The following is a 20,713-nucleotide window of genomic DNA, read 5'->3' on the forward strand; positions in this document are numbered from 1 at the left end:
GATGGGTGAAAGTTTTACGGCGGTGATGCCCGCTAACGCGTACAATTGGATTGCGGTATGGCGTCGGAACTTCCTAGCATGGAAGAAAGTCGCACTTGCATCGATTCTCGGCAACCTCGCAGATCCTATAACCAATCTGTTTGGCCTCGGCTTTGGCCTCGGACTGATCGTGGGGCGCGTTGAGGGGACATCGTACATCGCGTTTCTGGCGGCAGGCATGGTCGCGACCAGCGCCATGACGTCCGCGACCTTTGAAACCATGTATGCAGCCTTTGCACGCATGGACGCCAAGCGCACCTGGGAAGCAATCCTCTCCACTCAGCTCACGCTTGGCGACATCGTTCTGGGTGAACTGGTGTGGGCGGCGAGTAAGTCCGTTCTGGCCGGAACAGCGATCTGGATCGTCGCTGCCACGCTGGGTTATGCGTCATGGCCATCCATTCTGTATGCGATGCCAGCAATCGCCCTTACTGGCCTTGTCTTCGCCAGCCTGGCGATGGTCGTCATATCTCTTGCGCCAAGTTACGATTACTTCGTGTTTTACCAGACACTTGTCCTCACTCCTATGGTGTTTTTGTGTGGCGCGGTCTTTCCGACGAGCCAACTGCCCGGCTCATTTCAGCATTTCGCTGGCTTGTTGCCTCTCGCACATTCGGTCGACCTTATTCGCCCAGCGATGCTTGAGCGCGGCGGTGACACCGCTGCCCTGCACGTAGGTGCGCTCTGCGTCTACGCGGTCCTGCCCTTTTTCGCGTCGACAGCACTATTTCGGCGCCGCCTGCTGCGTTGATGTGAGTTCAGCGAAAATGGCGAAAGTCACATCGATACAATGTCACATGCGTTCTGCGGAAGCTCGGGATGACCTGGTCTGTCACAGCAGCTGCTTCAATGGCCTTAAGAGGCCCCGATCGAGCAAGGTCTACGGCCGTCTGTTCGGTCGATCGTGCGGACGCCAGCACCTGTACTTTCTGAGCGCCTGTCGCTAGGCGCCTAGAGGGACTTTGCAAAATTGTGTTGTGCTGTCTGGCCCGCGCACCCGACGGAGCGTGACTGTCCAGATTAGATAGGTGGGACGCAGTTAGCGTTCCCGGCAGGATCATATGGAGAACGAGATGTTGTGCCTGGGAGTGAGTGGCGGACTTGACAGAATCTATGAAAGCACGCCGGAGCTGCCGAATACATTTCTTCACGATGGCGCTGCGGTTCTTGTCCAGGATGGCCGCGTGATCGCTGCTGTCGAAGAGGAGCGCCTCAACCGCGTGAAGCACTCTAACAAGTTCCCGAGCAATTCGATCCGATACTGCCTTTCTACCGCAGGAGTTGAGCTCGGCGAGATTGACCGTATCGCGTTCTACGCGACTGAAGCCTACTGCAACACCATGCTCGAGCGCCTTTCTGTTTCTCAGCCCGTTCCGTTGGACGCCAAACTGTTGCTGCGCCAGCTGCTAGCACGGGAGTTCGGCGCTGAGATCGATCCGTCGCGGCTTTCCTTCGTGAATCACCACGAAGCGCATGCCGTGAGCGCGTTTGCCATGTCCGGCTTCGAGCAAAGTCTCGTTTTTGCCGTCGACGGCGGTGGCGATTTTCTCTCCGGCTTATTGGCGGTGGGATCTGGCACCGAAATTGCGCAACTTGCAAGCTTCCCGGAATATAACTCCCTGGGGCTGTTCTATCTCGAGACGATCCGATATCTCGGCTACGGGTTGTTCGACGAGTACAAAGTGATGGGGCTTGCCCCGTATGGTGATCCCGCTCCCTATCGCGAGCTCTTCGCGCAGTTCTACGAATTGTTGGAGAACGGTGGCTATCGCGTTCACATGGACCGGATCGGTCCGGCCCTGGTCCGCAACATCGAGGTTCGGCGAAAAGGAATGCCATTCACCCAACAGCATCGAGATGTCAGCGCTTCGCTGCAGGAGGCGCTGGAGCGGATCGTGTTTCACATCCTACGGCACCATCGTGAAGCGACGGGCATTACACGCTTGTGCTTGGCTGGGGGAGTAGCCCATAATTGCACACTGAATGGTAAGCTGCTTTATTCCGGGCTATTTGACGACATCTTTGTTCAACCCGCGGCGCACGACGCCGGCTGCGCGCTCGGCGCTGCGTTGATGCTGTCAAACGAGCTGGGCAGGCCGGCGCCGCGGGAGCGACTGCCGGACGTTTATTGGGGGCCCGATCTCGGCAACGAGCAAGCCGTTGAGCAGGAGCTCAACGCATGGTCAGGCCACCTCGACATTCAACGAAGTGAAGACATAGCATCTAGTGCGGCAGACTGGATGGCGAATGGCGATGTAATCGGCTGGGTTCAGGGCCGCTCTGAGTTCGGCCCACGTGCGCTTGGTAACCGCAGCATTCTTGCGGACCCGCGGCCTGCGGAAAACAAGGACCGCATCAACGCGATGGTCAAGAAGCGCGAGGGCTATCGCCCCTTTGCGCCATCTGTACTGGAGGAGGATGCGAGCGAGTTCTTTGAGCTCCCGGACGGCACGCGGCAGCTCCCCTTCATGAACTTCGTGGTTCGTGTGCGTGAAACCAAGCGTACCGTGCTCGGTGCGATCACACACGTTGATGGGACCGCTCGGCTGCAGACAGTATCGCGCAAGGCAAACCCCACCTACTGGGATGTAATTAATGCGTTCAAGAGGCGAACGGGCATCCCAGTTCTTCTGAATACCTCATTTAACAACAATGCCGAGCCGATCGTGGAGTCCGTGTCAGATGCGATCACCACGTTCTTGACGACTGACCTGGACGGACTTGTTGTTGGGCCGTTCCTCGTCAGAAAGCGGCCAGCATCACTGCAGGATTGGAGTGCGCTGGGCGTTTCATTGCCGCCGTATGCATCCCTGCATCGTGTTCGCTCCCACACAGCGCCAGAACGTCAGGAAACGGTCTGCGAGATCCGCACAGGACATTCCGCCCACGATAGTATGCGTATCTCACATGAGCTTTTCGAGATCTTGATGCGGATCGAGGGCGAGGCGTCGCTCGGCTGGCTTCTCGACGCAACCATGCAGGACCAGGCCAAGCGTGAAGATCTCGTGAAGGAGCTGCGGCTCGTGTGGGAGCTGCGTGGCGTTCGGCTGCATCCGCCGCGCGCGGCTTGCGGCTGCAATAAAGTGCAAAGCGAAACATAGCCGGAACTCATGAGCATGGCCATGCCTATGCCTGCATGTGAGGAGGCCAGACCATCCGACGCACGGGGGGGCATCGGGAATCCGACTGAAATCGGGCACGTCGACGCATCACCGATCAAGAAAAGACGGAAAGTGTTGCGAGAACGCGGCCCATCACGGATAGCGCTGCTATGAAGTTCTACCGACGCAGCTCGCCGGCACCGCGGTTTCAGACCGTGACGTCGGACAAGATGATACGTGAGACGTCTGCAATGACGTCTCTTGTCCAACCAGGAGCCCGGGAAGAGGCAATGCAGAGCGGTTCGAAGAATGATAGGTTCGTAGTTTCCCGGCGACGCACGGGGTTCGGCGACTGCCTGTGGTCACTGGCGGCAGCTTGGCGTTTTGCAAAGCAGACAGGACGGACGCTAGCCATTGATTGGCGGGGATCTTGTTATCTCGATGAGCCATCCACGAACGCCTTTCCAGTCTTCTTCGAACCGGTTCAAGGCATTGCTGGCGTGCGGGTGATTTGCGACAACGAGATCAATCATTATTCATTTCCGGGACCATTCTTCCCGGCATGGTGGAACAAGCCATCCATCGATTGCATCTACCGTCCGGACGAACAGATTTTCCGAGAACGCGACGAACTCGATCAACTGTTCCAAAGTCGGAAAGATAGTGACGCTAAGACGGTTGTGTGTGACGCCTGCCTGATGTGGCGCTGCGATCAGGAGGCCGAACGAGAAGTCTTCCGGAGCATCAAGCCACGACCTGAAATTCAGTCTCGGATTAATGCGATCTACCGCGAGCACTTTGAATCGTACAGCGTAATCGGCATTCATGTCCGGCATGGCAACGGCGAGGACATTATGGGGCATGCTCCCTACTGGGCTGACCCTGAGCGCGCCTTGCGACAGGTCTGTAATGCCATTGATAAGGCTAGGGAGTTACCCCACTCAAAACCCGTGAAGGCTTTCCTGTGCACGGACAGCGCGATCGTCCTTGAGAAGGTTTCGACTATATTTCCTGATGTTTTCACGATTCCAAAACAGTTCCAGGCCCCTCAGGCCGGCCCATTGCACAACGCCACGCTCGGAGCCGAGGGCGGCTTTTCCGCCCTCATCGATATGTACCTCCTTGCGCGCTGCGACACTGTGATTCGTTTTCCCCCGACGAGCGCCTTTACGCGCTATGCGCGTCTCTTTGCCCCACGCGTTATAGAATTCGATTTGAACGATCCGAGCCGATTGATCCTGATTGAAGAATCCTCGCAAGCGCTCGTGGCTTCATGAGAGCCGTTGCCCGCGTGATTGATCTGATTGCCGCTTTTTGCATCCAGCAGTATTGGCAGATCTTTCGGGGCGGGAATTGTCTGGCCGAAGTGATGCTCTGTCGCGAACTTCCACCGGAGAACAGAGCGACGCGGGGGCCGAATGTCTTCCGCTGAAGCTCGACGTCGACAACAATGACCTTAGCGTGGCTGCCGCCACGGTAAACAGGTGTAACACGTCCTCGCTTCGGGGGCGCAAGTCGACGCTAATCGGTCGTCGATCGCGGATGAATATATCGAAAGGCTCTCCGTTCATCCCGTGAGCTCCGTCTTGGCGGTCGGTACTCGCTGGTGTGAACGGGCGCTCTCGAAATCCACTATTTTGAAGAAACATTCAGTACGCCAGGTCGCGGTCCGGAATCAATCCGCCCGGCGATGTGCCAGTGCTGGATACGTCCGAGCAGGCCGCGATGAAGTCGGCATCAGTTGCCGACGAATCTAACGTGCGACTCTGGTAACGTCAGCTTTCGAGTTGGGGCGCTGCCCGCAGCCTTGTCTTTACGACGGCGAGTGTGCTCGCTAGTTTACGTAGCTGATGCACCATCGCTGTCGCAAAGCACACGCACTATGTCTTGAACGAACCGAGCATTCCGCGTGCGCGACACTAGGACGCAAAACGGAAGCGGATTTACATGCATCGCAGTGGCCCAAATCCTGCTACGCATGCCGCACGCAGCAGGAGAGGAGGCGGGCGTGGATTTCGATCTGCCAAAGAACGATCTGATCGAAGGCCAGGTGCCCGACACAAATTTAGCTTGCCCTTTTCAGACCGATAAAGCCCGTGTTCATGGCGGAGAACAGAAAGTGATGTTGCTCACCGGAGCATCGCGCGGAATTGGTCACGCCACTGCCAAGCTGTTCTCTGAGGCGGGCTGGCGCATCATTTCTTGCGCGCGTCAGCCGTTCGACGGCCAGCGATGCCCCTGGGAGGCAGGGAACGAAGATCACGTGCAGATCGATCTCAGCAATCATCGAATGCTGCCGCGCGCGATCACTGAGGTCAAAGAGCGCTTGGCCGGTGCACCTTTGCACGCACTGGTGAACAATGCCGGCGTCTCGCCGAAAACGCCCGCTGGCGATCGGATGACGTCGTTGACGACGTCGATCGAGACCTGGATGAGGGTGTTCCATCTCAACCTGGTGGCCCCGATCCTGCTGGCGCAGGGGCTGTTTGACGAGCTAAGAGCCGCGTCAGGATCGATCGTGAATGTGACTTCGATTGCGGGCTCGCAGGTGCACCCGTTTGCGGGCAGTGCCTATGCGACGTCGAAAGCTGCGCTCGCGAGCCTGACACGCGAAATGGCCCACGATTATGCACCGCATGGAATTCGCGTGAATGCGATCGCGCCCGGCGAGATCAGGACGGACATGTTATCGCCCGACACAGAAGCGCGTCTCGTGCCAAGTATCCCGCTTCGCAGAGTGGGAACCCCGGACGAAGTGGCCAAGGTCATCTTCTTCCTGTGCTCGGATGCGGCGAGCTATGTCGCGGGGGCCGAGGTGCCGGTCAATGGTGGGCAGCATCTGTGAATGAGCCGGCCTTGGGGACACCGCTGACTTGAGCTGCAGCAGCGGTAGTTATGTTCTCCGCTGACGACGCGTGCGCAATCTGCAAAATGGAATGAAAGCACACCGTAAGTTTACCGTCGTGCCATGAAAAGGTGTTACGGTTCTATGTCATCTCGTGAACACTTGGCGTCAGATCGAGAGCGACATGCAAAACGAAGCTCGCCAACCCGGACAAAGTACCAGGGAGGATGATCGAGAGAACGGAGACCGCCTCATGCTGGATATACCTTCCTCATGCGAACGACCCGCACCGCAACCGGAGCCGGAACGTAAGCTCTCGAGCGAGCCGTTGCGTGAGAGCGCGCTGACCGGCATCTTCGAGATATCGAAAATACTCACCGCTCCTTGTCGGCTCGAGGTCACGTTAGCCAACGTTCTTGATCTTCTGCAGTCGTTTGTGCAGATGCGCCACGGCATCATTTCACTGTTCGATGACGACGGCATGCCGGACATTACAGTGGGGGCGGGCTGGAGCGAAGGCAGCGACGAACGTTACCGGATGCGGCTGCCGCGGAAAGTAATCGACCAGATCATCGCGACGGACAGGCCTGTTGTCGTCGAGAACGCGGCCGCCGAGCCGGTATTCAGCGCTGCCGACCGGGAAGTGCTCGGCGCCTCTGATGATACGCCAGTTTCGTTCATCGGGGTTCCGATTCGCATTGAGCCGAAGGTCGTGGGTACGCTGACGGTTGATCGTATCCGGGACGATAGGTCGAGTCTCGGGATCGAGTACGATGCGCGACTGCTCGCCATGATCGCCAACCTGGTGGGACAAACAGTGAAGTTACATCGCTTGTTCGCCTGCGATCGCGAACGATTGATGGCGGAGAAAGACCGGCTACAAAAGCAAGTACTCGACCTCAGGCAACCCCCTCGGGAGCGCAAGAAGCTACACGCCCATGGAATCATTGGCGATAGTCCAGCCCTGCGCGGGCTGCTGGAGAAGATCGCTATTGTAGCCAGATCTAATAGCACGATTCTGCTGCGTGGCGAATCCGGTACGGGAAAGGAACTCGTAGCCAAGGCCATTCACGAATCATCGTCCCGCGCCAGGCGCCCGTTTGTTAAGCTGAATTGCGCGGCACTTCCTGAGACCGTCCTGGAATCAGAATTGTTTGGACATGAGAAAGGCGCGTTTACCGGTGCGTTCAGCTCGCGCAAGGGACGCTTCGAACTTGCTGACAAAGGAACGCTGTTTCTTGACGAGATTGGCGAGATCTCAGCTCCGTTCCAGGCGAAGTTGCTGCGCGTTCTCCAAGAGCAGGAGTTCGAGCGCGTCGGCAGCAACCAGACTGTTAAGGTCGATGTTCGAGTGATAGCTGCGACCAACAAGAACCTTGAAGAGGCTGTCGCAAGGAGCGAGTTCCGCGCGGACCTTTACTATCGCATAAGTGTAGTGCCCTTGCTGTTGCCGCCCTTGCGCGAAAGACGCAGTGATATTCCGCTTCTAGCCAGGGAGTTCCTCAGAAATTTCAATAACGAGAACGGTCGTACTCTGACCTTGGAGGCGAGCGGGATCGATGTACTGATGAACTGCGGCTTTCCGGGAAATGTCCGCGAACTCGAAAATTGCATCGAGCGGACAGCGACGCTGTGCGCCGGATCATCGATTGTGAGAAGTGACTTTGCATGCTGCCACGGCCAGTGTCTTTCTGCGATGCTGTGGAAAGGCACCTCCGACGAGAGACTGGACCAGCTCGCACCCACGCCGTCGGTGCCTGCAAGATCCACCATTCCGCTAGCTGAAGCGACCCAGCCGGTCCAGTCTGTCGGCGGCGAACTGGCCTCACTGGGGCCTCCCGGCACAGTTCTCGTTAGTGGCGCCAAGATGGCCGATCGCGAACGGGTCATTGCGGCCATGGAAAGATCTGGATGGGTGCAGGCAAAAGCAGCGCGCCTGCTCGGGCTAACGCCGCGTCAAATTGGCTACGCGCTGAGGAAATATGGAATAGAGATAAAGCGGTTCTGAACGACGACATCGGTCGGAACTGCTACTGCGAAATAGCTACACGAGAACGATCTCCGATAGGCATTCTCATCACAATCTGAAGGAAATGGGTCTGCCCACGGGGGCAACTTGGCCCCGAGCATCCCGCGCGCTTGCGGGACTGCTGTCGAAGGGCGGGTTCACCTGGTTCGATGACAAAGGGACTTGCTCACGGGCCATGCAATCGCGAACAGTCGGTTGCGGATCATGTAACGAGCGTCATGCCTATCCGTCGATCAAGCTCCGGACTAGTGAGCGCCCAATGCTCATTGAACGTCACCCGGTCAGCCGGTCGCCGGTGATTGGCTGGGTAATCTGTCGCAAGCCGTCCTAGCATCACTCAGCTGGCGCGGCCTGCTGAAAAGCGCTGTCGCAGTTCTGACAGTGTTAGGATTCGTTCGTCGGGGAGCGGCCTAGAGGCGCGCATTACCGGGACTAAGCCTCTGTGATGGCAAGCCGATCCCAAAGGGCGGGCGATGGTACGACACTTGCTGTGCTCTCCGCAGCTGTCGCAGCTTTTGGGAGCAACACCGTGCACAACGTCGTCTGCATCAAACAGGTTCCGGACTCGGCGCAGATCCGCGTGCACCCCGTGACCAATACAATCATGCGTCAGGGAGTGCCGACCATCATTAACCCATATGACCTCTTCGCCCTCGAGGCCGCGCTGGAGCTGCGCGATCGGTTCGGCGGCGAAATTACGGTGCTTACAATGGGACCACCATCGGCGGAAGACTCTTTGCGAAAGGCGCTGACTTACGGCGCCGATCGCGCCGTCCTGCTCACCGATCGCTGCTTTGCGGGCTCCGACACCCTGGCCACGACGTATGCACTTGCAACTGCCATCCGAAAAATTGGTAAGGAATATGGCCCGACAAACCTCATCTTCACGGGGAAGCAGACCATCGACGGCGATACGGCGCAGGTTGGGCCCGGCATCGCAAAGCGGCTGGGCGTATTGCAGCTAACCTACGTTGCGAAAGTCAGATCCTTAGATCTCGCCGCCCATACAATTGAAGCAGAACGACGCGCCGAAGGTGGTGTCCAGGTGCTGCACACGAGGCTGCCCTGTCTCATCACCATGCTGGAGGCAACGAATCAGATTCGGCGAGGCGCGATGGCGGATGCCTTGCGCGCCGCGCGCGCCAAAATCGTGAAATGGAGCGCAAACGATGCGGGTATCGAGGACGTCTCCAAATGCGGCCTCAAGGGATCGCCGACTGTCGTCAAGCGAGTGTTCGCTCCCTCTGCGCGGGCTGAGAAGGCCGCGCTGGTCGAGGCCGGCGAGCAACCGGCGCAGGCGTTGATAGACGCGATTTTCAAGCGTCAGCCGAAGCTCGAAGCCGATCTTGCTGCACTTGCCCGTGCCGCTTGATCTGGAGCGAAACGGTCAAAGATGTACCAACACCGGAGGCACTCGTGTGGACGCGCAAGATCTAGCTAGGTATTTCAGCTCGCGACCTGCGCGTTATGGTCCATGGCGTTCCTCGATTTCCAAGGGCATCGGGGACCGCGTGTTCCCTAGACCGCGTTATGGCCTCGATCAATGCCCGGAGTTGGCCGCGATTGTCAGGTGCATCGACAAAGGGCTGCGAATGCGTCCAGATCCCACTATATGGTCGTGTTCGATGGCGTTGAGGCAACTGCTTAGCGCGTAGTTGTCGCGAGCGAAGATGGATTACGTCAGCGAACGGGATCACCATGCCAGCGCCCGCTTCCCAAAGCGCTTGTCGCGCTGTTCAAGGCGCGAAGCCGACTTTTGTGGCACTTTGAACCAATCTCCGCGGTTCAGTATCCCTATACTCATTGGCCCGTTGTGAGTGGCGGGTGGCTCTTCGCCGTCTGGTGTCCGACAGCGGTGCAAGCGCTGTCAGGTTCAATACACTTGCGACGAGGAGTCGGCCGCGATTTTGTCAATATACTCAAAATCTTTGGAGCGAGTGCACGATTTGGCACGGTGATTGCTGTAAGCGTGCAAGAAGACATCGTGGTGGCACTCGCTAACGTGAAACATAGCGTCGGTCTCTTTGAGAATCTCGTGGCAGCCAGCAGCGAGCCAGGTAGATGCGGATAATCCTTGCAAAGCTGTACGAAGCTCACAGCGGTTCGATCGACTGGCAGGAGCAGCAACAGCGAGGGCCCGCGCGGCGTAATATCTCACCATGACGCTGAAAGCGTATGATGGCCGGCCCGGAAATTCGCGGCATCGAACGTTTCGTGGACCGGAATCCGTCTTGATCGCCGCCGCTCAGTTGATCTACGTGCTCCGTTCGATGCGGGTTAGCAGCACTGAATGCCGCTGTCTGCTACCGCGAAGGCGCAACCAAAAATGTTGCCTAGATGGTGAACGCGAGACAAGCCCATCGAAACCAACGAACTCGCGGTGGCCCATAGCTGGCGCGGTGCTCCGTCAAAGACCGTTCTCTCCTCATCACCAGGAGTCACATGACATCTCAAGCGTCTCGATTGACACCCGATCAGTCTCCGCAGATATGCTGCAAGTATTTGACTGAGCAAGCACGAGCCCTGTTCGGCCCGCACCCGTTCGCTGCGGAGATGTCCAAGGACCAGGTCGCTCGCCTGCTGCCTGACTATCTGGCGATGTCACAGGCGTTCCCGCACCTGCAGGCGGGGTCGCAACGGGAACTCATTTTCGATGCAATGAATCACAATCGAGATATTGCGAGGGACATTGAACTGACCAGCGTGGTTGGAAATTTCATCTGTTGGGATGAGACGGGCGGTTATGGCCAAATTCTCCAGGGAGGCAAGGCGGCGCTACCCGACATTCTGGTGACTGAGAACTTCCACTCCAACCTGCTTAGAAGGGATGCGTCGCAACTACTCGGCAGAGCAATACGGCCCAACTACAGCGCCACGACCAAGCGGTACCTGCATTCTCTCTATGCCGGATTGTCATCGAACGATCCCTTAGTGCGTTGCGCCTACATGGTCGCTTTTGAGCTACATGCTGCGGACATGATCGAGTCGCTATGGACCACTCTGGTCAAAACCTTTAAGGCGCGGCCTGACGATCTTGAGTACTTCCGTAGCCACGTCGGCGGAGAAGATCCTGCGGAGAAGTACCACGGAGAAATGACAGGCCGGCTGATCGGCGAACTTATCCCGGCTGATAGGAATAACCACTTTTTGGATGAATTCGATCGAGCCTATCGGCTCAGCCTACAGTGGTGCCGCGATCTGCGCCGAATTGCCTCACTGAAGGGAGATGATCACTCGGAGGTCGAGCATCATGGCCGTTGTCATTGTGGTTCTGTCAAGTTCTACGTCAAAGCACCGCGAGAGCTCTCTGCAGTTCGATGCAACTGTTCAATCTGCGAAATGTCTGGATTTATGCACTTGCTCGTACCCGGCAATAAGCTTCGCATTGAGTGCGGCGAAGAATTCCTCACGACGTATCAGTTCAATAAGAACATCGCTCGGCACACGTTTTGCCGGGTTTGTGGCGTAAAGCCATTCTATAGGCCGCGCTCGAACCCCGCCGGGTTCAGCGTAAATATTCGATGCCTCGATAAAGGGACGATCGAACGCATAACAGTAAGCGAGTTCGATGGCGAGCATTGGGACCAAGCCTTCCGCTCGATGCACCAGGACCTTCAGTCCTGCGTCGAAGATAAAACCCTGGAGTGAACTCGAATGGCGCGCGCAATGAATCATAAATCTCGTCTTCTTTCAGAAGAAGCTTTGACAAAATACCGCATAGAACTGCTGGTAAAGGGGACGGTCGTGATCGGCCCCCAGATATTGTTCACCGAAGATGACTTGTCCAAAATCGATCAGCTGCAGGCTGAGATTTCCGAAGAAGAAGTGAGGCAGGGAGATGCCGGCGACTCGCACAATGTTTTCGTCAAACGCGTGAGGGTAGACCCGCCCGGCCGCGCTCCTAGCGACGTGAGCGGTGAAGCTCCACGGCAGATCATGGAACTACTTGAAAGGAAAGACCGCAGCTTCGCGGTAAGAAAGATCTTGGGGGCCACGTCGGATCACGTGATTCGCAGATGCCAAATGCATCGGATGCCTCCTGGTTCGTTTGTTGGCATTCATCTGGATTCTGCGAGCGATCCGGATTTCGAGTACGCGGTCATCGTGCAGCTGGCGAGGGACTTCGAGGGCGGGGAGTTCGTGGTATATCCAAGCGGGTACGAACACCAGGTATTCCGACCGCCATTTGGCGCTGTGCTTGTCACCACATGTAAGCTCCGGCACGAGGTGAAGCCTGTGCTGTCCGGCGAGCGCCGATCGCTCGTCTACTTCTGTTCAAAACGCAGCGGCGCGAACCGCCGGATCGTCGAAAGTTCTACCGCTGGCACATGAGGTGGGGTGGCTGAGATCGCTTTCGAATGAATTTGGTAAGCGTGAGCTCTCAGGAGAGGGTAGTAGCTTGGCATCTTGTGCTCAGACTGGCTCTGTCAAAAGCTGCCGGGGCGATGAGCATGTGGAAGAAGAGTTGCTTCGAAATGAACCGGATCTCGCCGCCCGGACCCGATTCGTTCAACCTGCGCAAGCCCAGCTGCTGCGCTTGATCCCGAGCCACCACGACCGCGTACAAGCCTCCAGCAGATCGTCAATGATCAGGATGGTAACGATACCGCCGATTTCCTGTTCGTGCCTGTGAACGATGCGGGCGTTACTGGTGCCGGCGCCCACTGGTCGCTTCTGTTGGTTGAGGCGCGTGCCTACCGCCCCGGTTGCCTATCACTATGACTCCGCCCAGTCTGCCAACAGTACCGTTTGCAGAACAGCTCGCAGCACGTCTCGGCTTCCGCCTGCAACCGGCCCGCTGGCCCGGCAGCAGAACGGCCTGGATAGGGTACCCAGGTGGTAGACGCGACGCCAGCGCTGATTGGACGATTGGCGCAGGGCGAGAGGCCAGTCCATGAGCCGCTGCACCTCGAGGACCTCATCACCGATCGGCACTTCAGTAGCGACTTAAGGGTGATCCCGATTAGGGTTGACAGAGCTCGAGTTAGACGAGGCAAACATTCACGTCCCATCGTCAGGTATCTCGCGCGATCGAAAGCAGGGACAAGTGCAGATGATGAGCGGTTGAAGATATGGTCGCTGGGATCTCAATCAAACCATTCGCAGTAGGTGGTACTGCAGATCGCGGGCCGCTGCCCTATCGCGCGCAATCACAAGGCACTCCACGGTGCCAGCCTCTGGGTCGGCAGCAAGCGGGATCACGCCCTCCTTGCGTGTGCGGTCGAACAGAAAGCCTTCCTTGACCAAACGATCATGCGCTATTTGTAGGGATCCTGATCGAACATCCCTTACGGATAAAAGAACGTTGCAACCGGAATAGTCGAAGCCCAGCAGCCGGACGGCAATGGTGTGTAACACCGAGCCGCCACCCCAACGGCCGTTCGCTTCGTTAAACAGCAGCCGTCCGTCATCCGCGAAAATGGCGTCAATGTTGATCATTCCGCGATATCCCAGGTTTCGCGCAAGCGCCACAAATCGGTAGGCATGCGCCTGGGCAGTCAACCATTGCTCGTTCCTCAGGTCGCTTGGAAGCTCAAGTCCTGTCCAGATCAGAGCTCTATCGGATCGGTCGGCGCTTTTACGCAGACGTATGTTTCCACTGCTCATGAAAACGATTGAACCATCATGCTCGATTTCATACTCGAGATAGAACAAAGACGCAGCCAGGTGGTACGACTCCACGACCAGCGTCTTACATGATGCCGTTGTCATCTCGGACCAAAGCGCGTCAGGATCAAACGAGGGCCATGGAATTCGCCGGGTATCTCTTGCCCCAGGTAGTGGATCGCTTTCATTGCCGGTCAGGATGACATTTCCGACTCCGCCGGCTCCATTGTCCAGCTTTACAATGACGCTGCCGGTCTCGGTTCTAAGTGAAGTGACCGCTCTGAATAGCTCGTTTGAGTCTGTCGTGACAGATCCATTCGGCAGTGGAAGTGCGACGCTTGTCGCCAATTGACGGAAGTGGCTCTTGCGGTTCAACAGATCAGGCCCCCGCTGCAGAGCGAAGTCGTCGCCTGTCTGCGGTATGCCCAGCATGGCCGCCAGGCGTGCGACGCCTTCAGTAGAGTAGCAGGGATACAATCGCCAGGTTGATTTCTGACGAATATGTCTGTTGATTCGCTCAACAACAGTCTTGGACAGGAGTGTGCAATCATCAAGCACCGGCGATTGGTTGCCGCCTTGAGGTACAAGCAGACAGAGACTCGATGCGTCGAAATTAAGCGTCGCGCCAATGAAGGATAGCAGATCTGCGGGGATGACTACCGGGGAGACTATCAGGTCACCCTCATGAGCAAACCACGCTGAACGGTATGCCGAATTGGCGGCCAGCGAAAGTTGAGCTCGTGTCAGATCGGAGCCCGACATTTGGGCCGTACCGGCATTCATGATCAGGATCCTCGGCATCCGCGACCTCCGGGCATTTGGGCGCGATCAGACAGGAATCGTGATGCCAACAATGGTGAACCTGCTGCGCCGTGTTGAGCCCTGAGCGAAGCTTCATTTGGCGCCGTCCTGCTCCGAGAGAGGCTAGGTCGGTGAGCGCGAGCGATATGGTCAGTCTGTCGGCCGAGGCCGACGTAGCTGAGAGGCTGCCCTTCGAAATGGATCGCAGTTTCGCCAGCTTTTTGGTCGGTCAGGCTGCGGAGATTCAACTCGATATTCAAGCGCCTCACGCCCGCATAGTACGCTTGCAGCGAGTGGCTTCCGCCGCAACCCGGAATTGCTTGGCGAGTCTCCGATGACATGATTCGGTTGGCCTTTATACAGGCTATGATCAGACGGCCTTGGAGGGATGATGGTTCTCATGGGTTGCGAACAATGGATATTGCTTGAGGGATCTCGGCCGATTGATCACTCTCTCTGTTCTGCTGGGCGACGGTCGTGTGCATCTGTCCGTAGTGATAAAAACACCACGAAGACAGTTTCTTGCCGCGTCTTTGATATACAGGCTCGCCGCACATATAGGCCTCTCTGGCATCTCCATCTTTGAAGCCCATGATGCAGCGGCATTGGCCTTCAATATGGTCGATCAACAGGACCTTCTTGAGGCCGTCGGGCTCTTTCAACTTGCTGCTCCATAATGCCAAGCAATATTTTGCGATGCCGCGCGGGCCAAGCAGAGCGACAATTGCAGCTCAGGCTCCTTGAAAACCTGCGCAGGCCAGCCATCTGTCGCACCTTTGCGCGATCGCCATGCCTTGCCACCACGAGAAAGCAGTGACTCTTAGGGGGGCGGATGGAGGTCTACGTCGCTCAACTCTGATCTCGTCGGCTCTCTGGCGCCCCGGGCCAGAACAGCCACGTGGTCTCGCTTTCGGAATGGCGAGCCTTTCAAAGCTACGCTCGAGCCATAGCGCCGCAAATAGGACTGGCTGCAGAATCCTTCCGACTGCCCCCGCCACCGGGATGAGGATCATGATTGACCATGGGGACGAGGATCTGACCAGCTGAGACATTCGCAATCCTTCACGATTTCGGCAACAGACCGAGACAGGTGCCCATCTCAATACCGTACGACTTAACGTTACGTCCGATTCAAGCCCTTTTATGCACTGTGTGAACGTGGCCAAGCTCTTAAATCGGCTCGCTGGCCGGTCCGGTGTCGCACGTATTCAGCGCTGCGTTTTGCGTCGAGAAAGTTCGTCTGCCTTTGAGCTCAGGGCCGCTGCCGATAAGCCCATTCTCGAAACGTTCGCCCTTTCGCGACCAGGGGCTCGCGCCCTTTGCAGCCGATTGCCCGCCTGACCTCCGCTGCCGTCATTGGATAGCTCAGTCACTTCTATGATTTTGCAATGCCAAATCCGGCATCCGACCGATAGTTTTCGATGAGTCGGCGAGAGGGGGCTGTAGGCCGTGGGGGTGGGCGAGGAACGGTCCTGCGAATGTGCCGACGGCCGTCATCAAACGCACGTCGCGGTCACTGACTTCGCTTGGCGTCAGGATTATCGCAGCGTCTGATACAGGCGGTACAGCAAACGCGCGCGAGGCTCAATCGACGAGATGTAGAGTCGCTCATGATGCGTATGCGCGCCCGTGCCGTCAACGCCAAGGCCATCAAGGGTCGCGGTATGCGGCGCGGTGAAATTGCTGTCGGAGCCGCCGCCGCTGAACGCGTCGAGCAGCTCGAAGCCAAGTTCGGCGGCAAGCGTTTTGGCGTGTGCGTAAAGTGCGGCGCCGGCGCTGGTCTTCCCATATGGCGGACGGTTCAATTCGCCTGATACCTTCACGCTGACGCCGTCGGAGCGCGAGGTGATGCCGAGAATCTTAGGCACCAGCTCGTCGGCATGTTCCATGGTGGGGACGCGCACGTCGACTTGCGCATAGGCCAGTTCCGCGACGACGTTGGGCCTGGTGCCGCCGCGGACGACGCCTACATTGACGGTGATACCGCGCGTGAGATCGTTCATCGCCTCCAGCGTCTGGATCACATGGGCGAGTTCCCGGATCGCGCTGCGGCCGTCCTCGGGCCGCGTACCTGCATGCGCCGGAGCGCCCTTGATGAATACGTCAAAGCGCGCAACGCCCTTGCGTCCCGTGATGACCTTGCCCCCGTCGCGAGCGGGCTCGGTCACCAGTACGTATTTGGCCTTGCGGCCCTCGGCCTCGATCAGCGCGCGCGAGGTTGGGCTGCCGATCTCTTCGTCCGAAACGTAGAGGTGCGTGATGCCGAGCGGCGGGCGTGCATCATCGGCGCAGATTTGCCGGAAGGCGTGATAGGCGAGGTAGGCACCGCCTTTCATGTCGTAGATGCCAGGGCCGAACGCACGATCGCCCTCGATCTTGAATGGTAGCCGTTCGATGGACCCCATCGGATGAACTGTGTCGAGATGGCTTAACACCAGAACGCCCGGTGCGCCCTGCCCCCAAGAAGAGCGGCTGACCAAATGATCGCCGCAGCCGTCACGCCCCGCAACGCGCTCGACACTGGCCGGCAGGTCGCGATAACCTGCTGCGACGACATCAGCGAGTTTGTTGATCTGATCCGGCCGCTCCGTCGGAGATTCGATCAGGACCCAGCGGCGAATGCCCTCGAGAATCTGGGCGATTTCGAACCCGTTGCTGGACAGAGTTGTCTGACGCCTTTGAATTCGATTTGTCATCGCATCTGCAAGATCATAATATCCCTATGTCCTCACGTCCGAATCGAGCTGAAAGATCTAGAGAAGCGCCAACCATTGTGACCCGGGGCGTGCCTATGAACCCGATCCTGCTGCGGCAACGATGCTTACTCGCCTGTCGCTCACAACTGATCTACCAAAGCTGGTAGTTTTCGAGAGGATTATGCAGTTGTCCTGACCAGGTACCCGCACGCGTCGTGGCGCGGGAGGTCGCAGACCGGCACAAGCATAGCTCGACAGGCGAAGCGCCCGAAATCGCCGGAGCTGATGAGACCTTTCAATACGAGCCTAATCTGTGGAACCAGTCGCAGCCCAGGCAATTGTTCGATCGCTGTCGTGGAAAGCGACTAGGGAGTGAGGCCGTCGACCATCCTGCTGTCCCGACGGGGTCTGCGCAAAAACCGCACTCAGTCTAGCAGTAAAGTACGAAGTGCGCCCCGGAAGTTGATCAATGGATTTCCATCGCTTTGTCGGGTGGCGATAATTCGTCCGATAAAGACAGTGTGTGTGCCAAGCAACTTGTGGTCATACAAAACGCATTCGAGCGCGCAAAATGCGTTGGGCAATAGCGGTACATCGAGGGCGCCCTGATCCCAGGCCCCGGTATCGAAGCGGTGAACGCCTTTCGCCCCCTCCCCACCGCCAAAACGCAGCGCAAGGTCCTCCTGGTCACTGCGGAGAACACTGACTCCAAAGCTGCCGTTGGCAAGGATCTCATCATGTGCCTCGGAGCGGGCATTGATGCCAACGACCAGGCACGGCGGCTCCATGCAGATGGACGTCACAGAGCTCACCGTCAGTCCACATCGTCCGGCTGCCGTCCCGGTCGTCACGATGGCGACACCGCTCGCCAGGCTTTGCATAGCATGGCGGAACTCTGCCAATTGGATAGATGGCATATCCCGGATCGCGGGAGGGAACTGGTGGCTCATGATTAGCCTCTGCAGTTGAACCCCACTACTAGTGTCTCCACACCCAGAGACGACTTTGATCCCCATGGGGCCTGTAATGGGGGAGCCGGTGTCGAAATTGCGTGACGAGTAGGCTCAGATTGAGACCGGGTATGACTTCGATGTCCTCTGGATTAGCTGACAGTCACAGCCGGACGGACGTGCAATATCTCGGCGGGTTACGCCGGATGGCGATCGCAGCGGCAGAACTAAGAATTGCCGTCGCCTCTGTTTCGACAGGGCGTCCATTAAACAGCAAACCGCGCTGAGCAGCCCGGCGACGCGCCGGTGCACAGGGAATCGTGGTCGCGATCCAAACAGCTGGGCTGGAATCTGGCTCGGCCCCGTGGGGAGGGAATGATGCCGATTGCGGTAACAGCGCGCCTGCCAGAGTTTCTCCGCATGTAGACGGCATCGGCGCGCGCCTAATGTACTTTTAGGAGAACACGTGTTTTTGCCGCGAGAAGATGCTCATCGAGCGTCGCGTGCAGCACACCCCGCAACTCCGGTGGGATTGAGCTATCCGTATCGATCAATTCCCGAAACTTCCGTATGATGTGTTCTATCGCAGCAATAGATCCGAGTGTTTCAATCCTCTGCCGGGACATCATCATCTCCTTAGGCGCGCAGCACGTTTCATTGCGGGTCCTCACCTTGGCAATGTGGGCTGCGACAGGCTCTCATCGCGAAGAAGGCTAGCTCTCGCGCCCGGGCTCGGCGCGAATTGCTTTCGTCAGGACGAGCGCTGGCGGCGCAGGCTCCTTGAAATCTCGCAGAAATGACGTGCATTCGTGGCTCCAATATTGTCGCGCTCGTGAACAGCAGCACCTGGTCGCAATACTGGAAGATCGGTCAGCTCGCCTGTCAGGCGTTCGAAATCGCGATCAGGCGCTTCAGTCGAGCGGCTGCGGCGCCGCGATCGAGTGATTCTTGTCCAAGTGCTACGCCTTCCTGCAGGGTCGAGGCCCGCCCAGCCACGACCAACGCCGCTGCCGCGTTCAAAAGTGCGGCGTCGCGAAATGGACCTGGTACGCCATCAAGCACATTTTGCAGCGCAACGGCATTAGTCTCCGCATCGCTGCTTTCCAGCGCGTCGTTGCGGCGGCGGGGGAGCCCAGCTTGTTCCGGCGTCACTTCGAAGGTGCGGACTATACCCGCCTCAAGCGCAGCAACAAACGTTGGGCCGGTGAGGGTTATTTCGTCGAGCCCGTCCGAGCCATGAACAACCCATACCGACTCGGCACCAAGGTTCTTCAAGACGTACGCCAGAGGCTGCACCCATTGGGCAGAAAATACCCCAACGATCTGTCGCTTGACCCCGGCCGGATTGCACAGAGCCTCGATCAGATCAAAGGTCGTATGGGTTCCAACTGCGGCCCGGATCTGCCCGATGCGCTGCATCGCCGGATAATGGGCTGACGCAAACACGAAGCCGATGTTGGCTTCCTGCACGCAACGTGCAATCGCGTCAGGCTTGAGATCAACCTTTACACCGAGGCGCGCCAACACGACTGGGGCGCTTGAACCCGAAGACGCAGCGCGGTTGGCATGCTTGACCACAGGAATGCCGGCCCCGGCGACGATGAAGGAAGCACACGTCGACACGTTGACCGAATGCATAGGGGTCTTGCTCGTGCCAGCGAGGCCGACGGGGTCGCATGTCGGCTCGACCCGCGGCATTCTATTCCGCATCGCCAAGGCGGCGCCAGTGACTTCTTCGACCGTTTCGCCCCGGACCCGCATCCCCATCAACAAGGCGCCGATTTGCGAGGGAGTCGCGTAACCCGACATCATGCTGTCGAAGGCTGACGCAGTTTCCTCACGCGTCAGAGTGGCGCCTGTGGCAACTTTGCCCATGATCGATCTAAGCACTTCCATCGAACTTTACACGTTCCTGTCCAAACCTCGAGCTCTTCCGCAAGACATCGTTGAAGAGACCCGGCACCGATTGCCTTGATGCAGTGGCCCGTCCCACGTGGCATGGCCTCATTGATGCTTGAGGCGGCAGGCGGTTGAGTGTGGGCATGCTTGGTGAGGCTACAACCTGACGCTACGTGAGGGTCAAGCTCTCCATTTCGGTGGTGCCGTCGAGAGGAGATCGTCGGTCAGCTAGAACACTGCAGTTGCTTGTCGCAGGACTGATGACGCTGTTTTTTGGCGGCAATGGCCTTATGTCGCGGTGTTCCGGCCGGATCACCTCATCCTTCTTATAGCCTGCCGTCGCCGCGGTGGCGAACCGTTGAAGCGGCTTCATCTACCTGCTTCCAGGCTATCCGTGATGGGGAGGTCGAGCCCGATCTCAGCTGGCTCTACACAATAACCCCACCTGGTTGTAAATGAAGGTGGCCCGTTCATAGTGCGATGGACGCGTCCCGTTGATCCGCCCGCGTGAGGGCCGGTCATGTTCGGTTCTGCCTTACAGCAGAATACGCCCTGCTGTGGCGCGTCGAGGCGATCGGTGTTCAGAGCAGCCTCTGCGGTAGCAAGATGATTTTGGAGATCATGGAACGGCGTGATGTGCCTGCCTTGCATGATGCCGCTGTCGATCCATACGCCATGCGGATCGAGACGAAGTACTTTGCTTGGGCGGGACGTATACGCGTATCGGAGCCGCCGCGCAGGGCCTG

Annotated in this window: 13 protein-coding genes; 8 read left to right on the plus strand and 5 right to left on the minus strand. The window is 57.9% G+C overall.

Annotated elements, in window-relative coordinates:
- Position 1: 1 nt before the first annotated feature.
- The 8 genes from QA642_RS40335 to QA642_RS40370 all read left to right on the plus strand — a co-directional run bounded on the left by QA642_RS40335 (position 2) and on the right by QA642_RS40370 (position 12,346).
- Positions 2–790: an ABC transporter permease gene (locus QA642_RS40335; RefSeq protein WP_283081813.1), complete on the plus strand. Its 789-nt coding sequence runs from the start codon at positions 2–4 to the stop codon at positions 788–790.
- Between the two features lie 322 nt (positions 791–1,112).
- Positions 1,113–3,140 carry a carbamoyltransferase gene (locus QA642_RS40340; RefSeq protein ID WP_271608639.1) on the plus strand — a complete coding sequence of 676 codons (2,028 nt, stop codon included), beginning with the start codon at positions 1,113–1,115 and terminating at the stop codon, positions 3,138–3,140.
- Positions 3,141–3,310: 170 nt separating this feature from the next.
- A complete protein-coding gene (locus QA642_RS40345; protein WP_283081814.1) occupies positions 3,311–4,417 on the plus strand; it encodes a nodulation protein NodZ in 1,107 nt (368 codons plus the stop codon).
- A 731-nt stretch (positions 4,418–5,148) separates the two neighbouring features.
- Positions 5,149–5,985 carry an SDR family oxidoreductase gene (locus QA642_RS40350; protein WP_283081815.1) on the plus strand — a complete coding sequence of 279 codons (837 nt, stop codon included), beginning with the start codon at positions 5,149–5,151 and terminating at the stop codon, positions 5,983–5,985.
- 253 nt (positions 5,986–6,238) lie between these two features.
- Positions 6,239–7,993, plus strand: coding sequence for a nif-specific transcriptional activator NifA (gene nifA / locus QA642_RS40355; RefSeq protein ID WP_283081816.1), 1,755 nt, complete (start codon positions 6,239–6,241; stop codon positions 7,991–7,993).
- 550 nt (positions 7,994–8,543) lie between these two features.
- Complete coding sequence (locus QA642_RS40360; RefSeq protein WP_092217786.1) at positions 8,544–9,386, plus strand: electron transfer flavoprotein subunit beta/FixA family protein; 843 nt, start codon at positions 8,544–8,546, stop codon at positions 9,384–9,386.
- A 1,070-nt stretch (positions 9,387–10,456) separates the two neighbouring features.
- Positions 10,457–11,662 (plus strand): GFA family protein, encoded by a 1,206-nt coding sequence (locus QA642_RS40365; RefSeq protein ID WP_283081817.1) that lies wholly within the window; start codon positions 10,457–10,459, stop codon positions 11,660–11,662.
- A 6-nt stretch (positions 11,663–11,668) separates the two neighbouring features.
- Positions 11,669–12,346, plus strand: a complete 678-nt coding sequence (locus QA642_RS40370; protein ID WP_283081818.1) for a 2OG-Fe(II) oxygenase — start codon at positions 11,669–11,671, stop codon at positions 12,344–12,346.
- Positions 12,347–13,105: 759 nt separating this feature from the next.
- Here QA642_RS40370 and QA642_RS40375 read toward each other — a convergent pair.
- The 5 genes from QA642_RS40375 to trpD all read right to left on the minus strand — a co-directional run bounded on the left by QA642_RS40375 (position 13,106) and on the right by trpD (position 19,964).
- Positions 13,106–14,422 (minus strand): peptide ligase PGM1-related protein, encoded by a 1,317-nt coding sequence (locus tag QA642_RS40375; RefSeq protein ID WP_283081819.1) that lies wholly within the window; start codon positions 14,420–14,422, stop codon positions 13,106–13,108.
- Positions 14,423–14,820: 398 nt separating this feature from the next.
- Entirely contained in the window at positions 14,821–15,084 is a 264-nt protein-coding gene (locus QA642_RS40380) for a hypothetical protein (RefSeq protein ID WP_271608542.1), read from the minus strand.
- Positions 15,085–15,960: 876 nt separating this feature from the next.
- The gene (locus QA642_RS40385; RefSeq protein ID WP_283081820.1) at positions 15,961–17,118 is read right to left on the minus strand and encodes a M20 family metallopeptidase; all 1,158 of its coding nucleotides are present in this window, start codon (positions 17,116–17,118) and stop codon (positions 15,961–15,963) included.
- A gap of 425 nt (positions 17,119–17,543) precedes the next feature.
- On the minus strand, positions 17,544–18,068 hold the full coding sequence (locus tag QA642_RS40390; protein WP_271608539.1) for a flavin reductase family protein: 525 nt from the start codon (positions 18,066–18,068) through the stop codon (positions 17,544–17,546).
- An 882-nt stretch (positions 18,069–18,950) separates the two neighbouring features.
- Entirely contained in the window at positions 18,951–19,964 is a 1,014-nt protein-coding gene (trpD, locus tag QA642_RS40395; RefSeq protein ID WP_283081821.1) for an anthranilate phosphoribosyltransferase, read from the minus strand.
- Positions 19,965–20,713: the final 749 nt, after the last annotated feature.

The sequence above is a fragment of the Bradyrhizobium sp. CB2312 genome, from assembly GCF_029714425.1.
Lineage (GTDB): Bacteria > Pseudomonadota > Alphaproteobacteria > Rhizobiales > Xanthobacteraceae > Bradyrhizobium.

What these genes read in the sequence shown, in the direction of transcription:
- QA642_RS40335 (WP_283081813.1), top strand. Translation starts at nt 2, where the DNA reads ATGGGTGAAAGTTTTACGGCGGTGATGCCCGCTAACGCGTACAATTGG.
- QA642_RS40340 (WP_271608639.1), top strand. Translation starts at nt 1,113, where the DNA reads ATGTTGTGCCTGGGAGTGAGTGGCGGACTTGACAGAATCTATGAAAGC.
- QA642_RS40345 (WP_283081814.1), top strand. Translation starts at nt 3,311, where the DNA reads ATGAAGTTCTACCGACGCAGCTCGCCGGCACCGCGGTTTCAGACCGTG.
- nifA (WP_283081816.1), top strand. Translation starts at nt 6,239, where the DNA reads ATGCTGGATATACCTTCCTCATGCGAACGACCCGCACCGCAACCGGAG.
- QA642_RS40365 (WP_283081817.1), top strand. Translation starts at nt 10,457, where the DNA reads ATGACATCTCAAGCGTCTCGATTGACACCCGATCAGTCTCCGCAGATA.
- QA642_RS40370 (WP_283081818.1), top strand. Translation starts at nt 11,669, where the DNA reads ATGGCGCGCGCAATGAATCATAAATCTCGTCTTCTTTCAGAAGAAGCT.
- QA642_RS40375 (WP_283081819.1), bottom strand. Translation starts at nt 14,422, where the DNA reads ATGCCGAGGATCCTGATCATGAATGCCGGTACGGCCCAAATGTCGGGC.
- QA642_RS40385 (WP_283081820.1), bottom strand. Translation starts at nt 17,118, where the DNA reads ATGACAAATCGAATTCAAAGGCGTCAGACAACTCTGTCCAGCAACGGG.
- QA642_RS40390 (WP_271608539.1), bottom strand. Translation starts at nt 18,068, where the DNA reads ATGAGCCACCAGTTCCCTCCCGCGATCCGGGATATGCCATCTATCCAA.
- trpD (WP_283081821.1), bottom strand. Translation starts at nt 19,964, where the DNA reads ATGGAAGTGCTTAGATCGATCATGGGCAAAGTTGCCACAGGCGCCACT.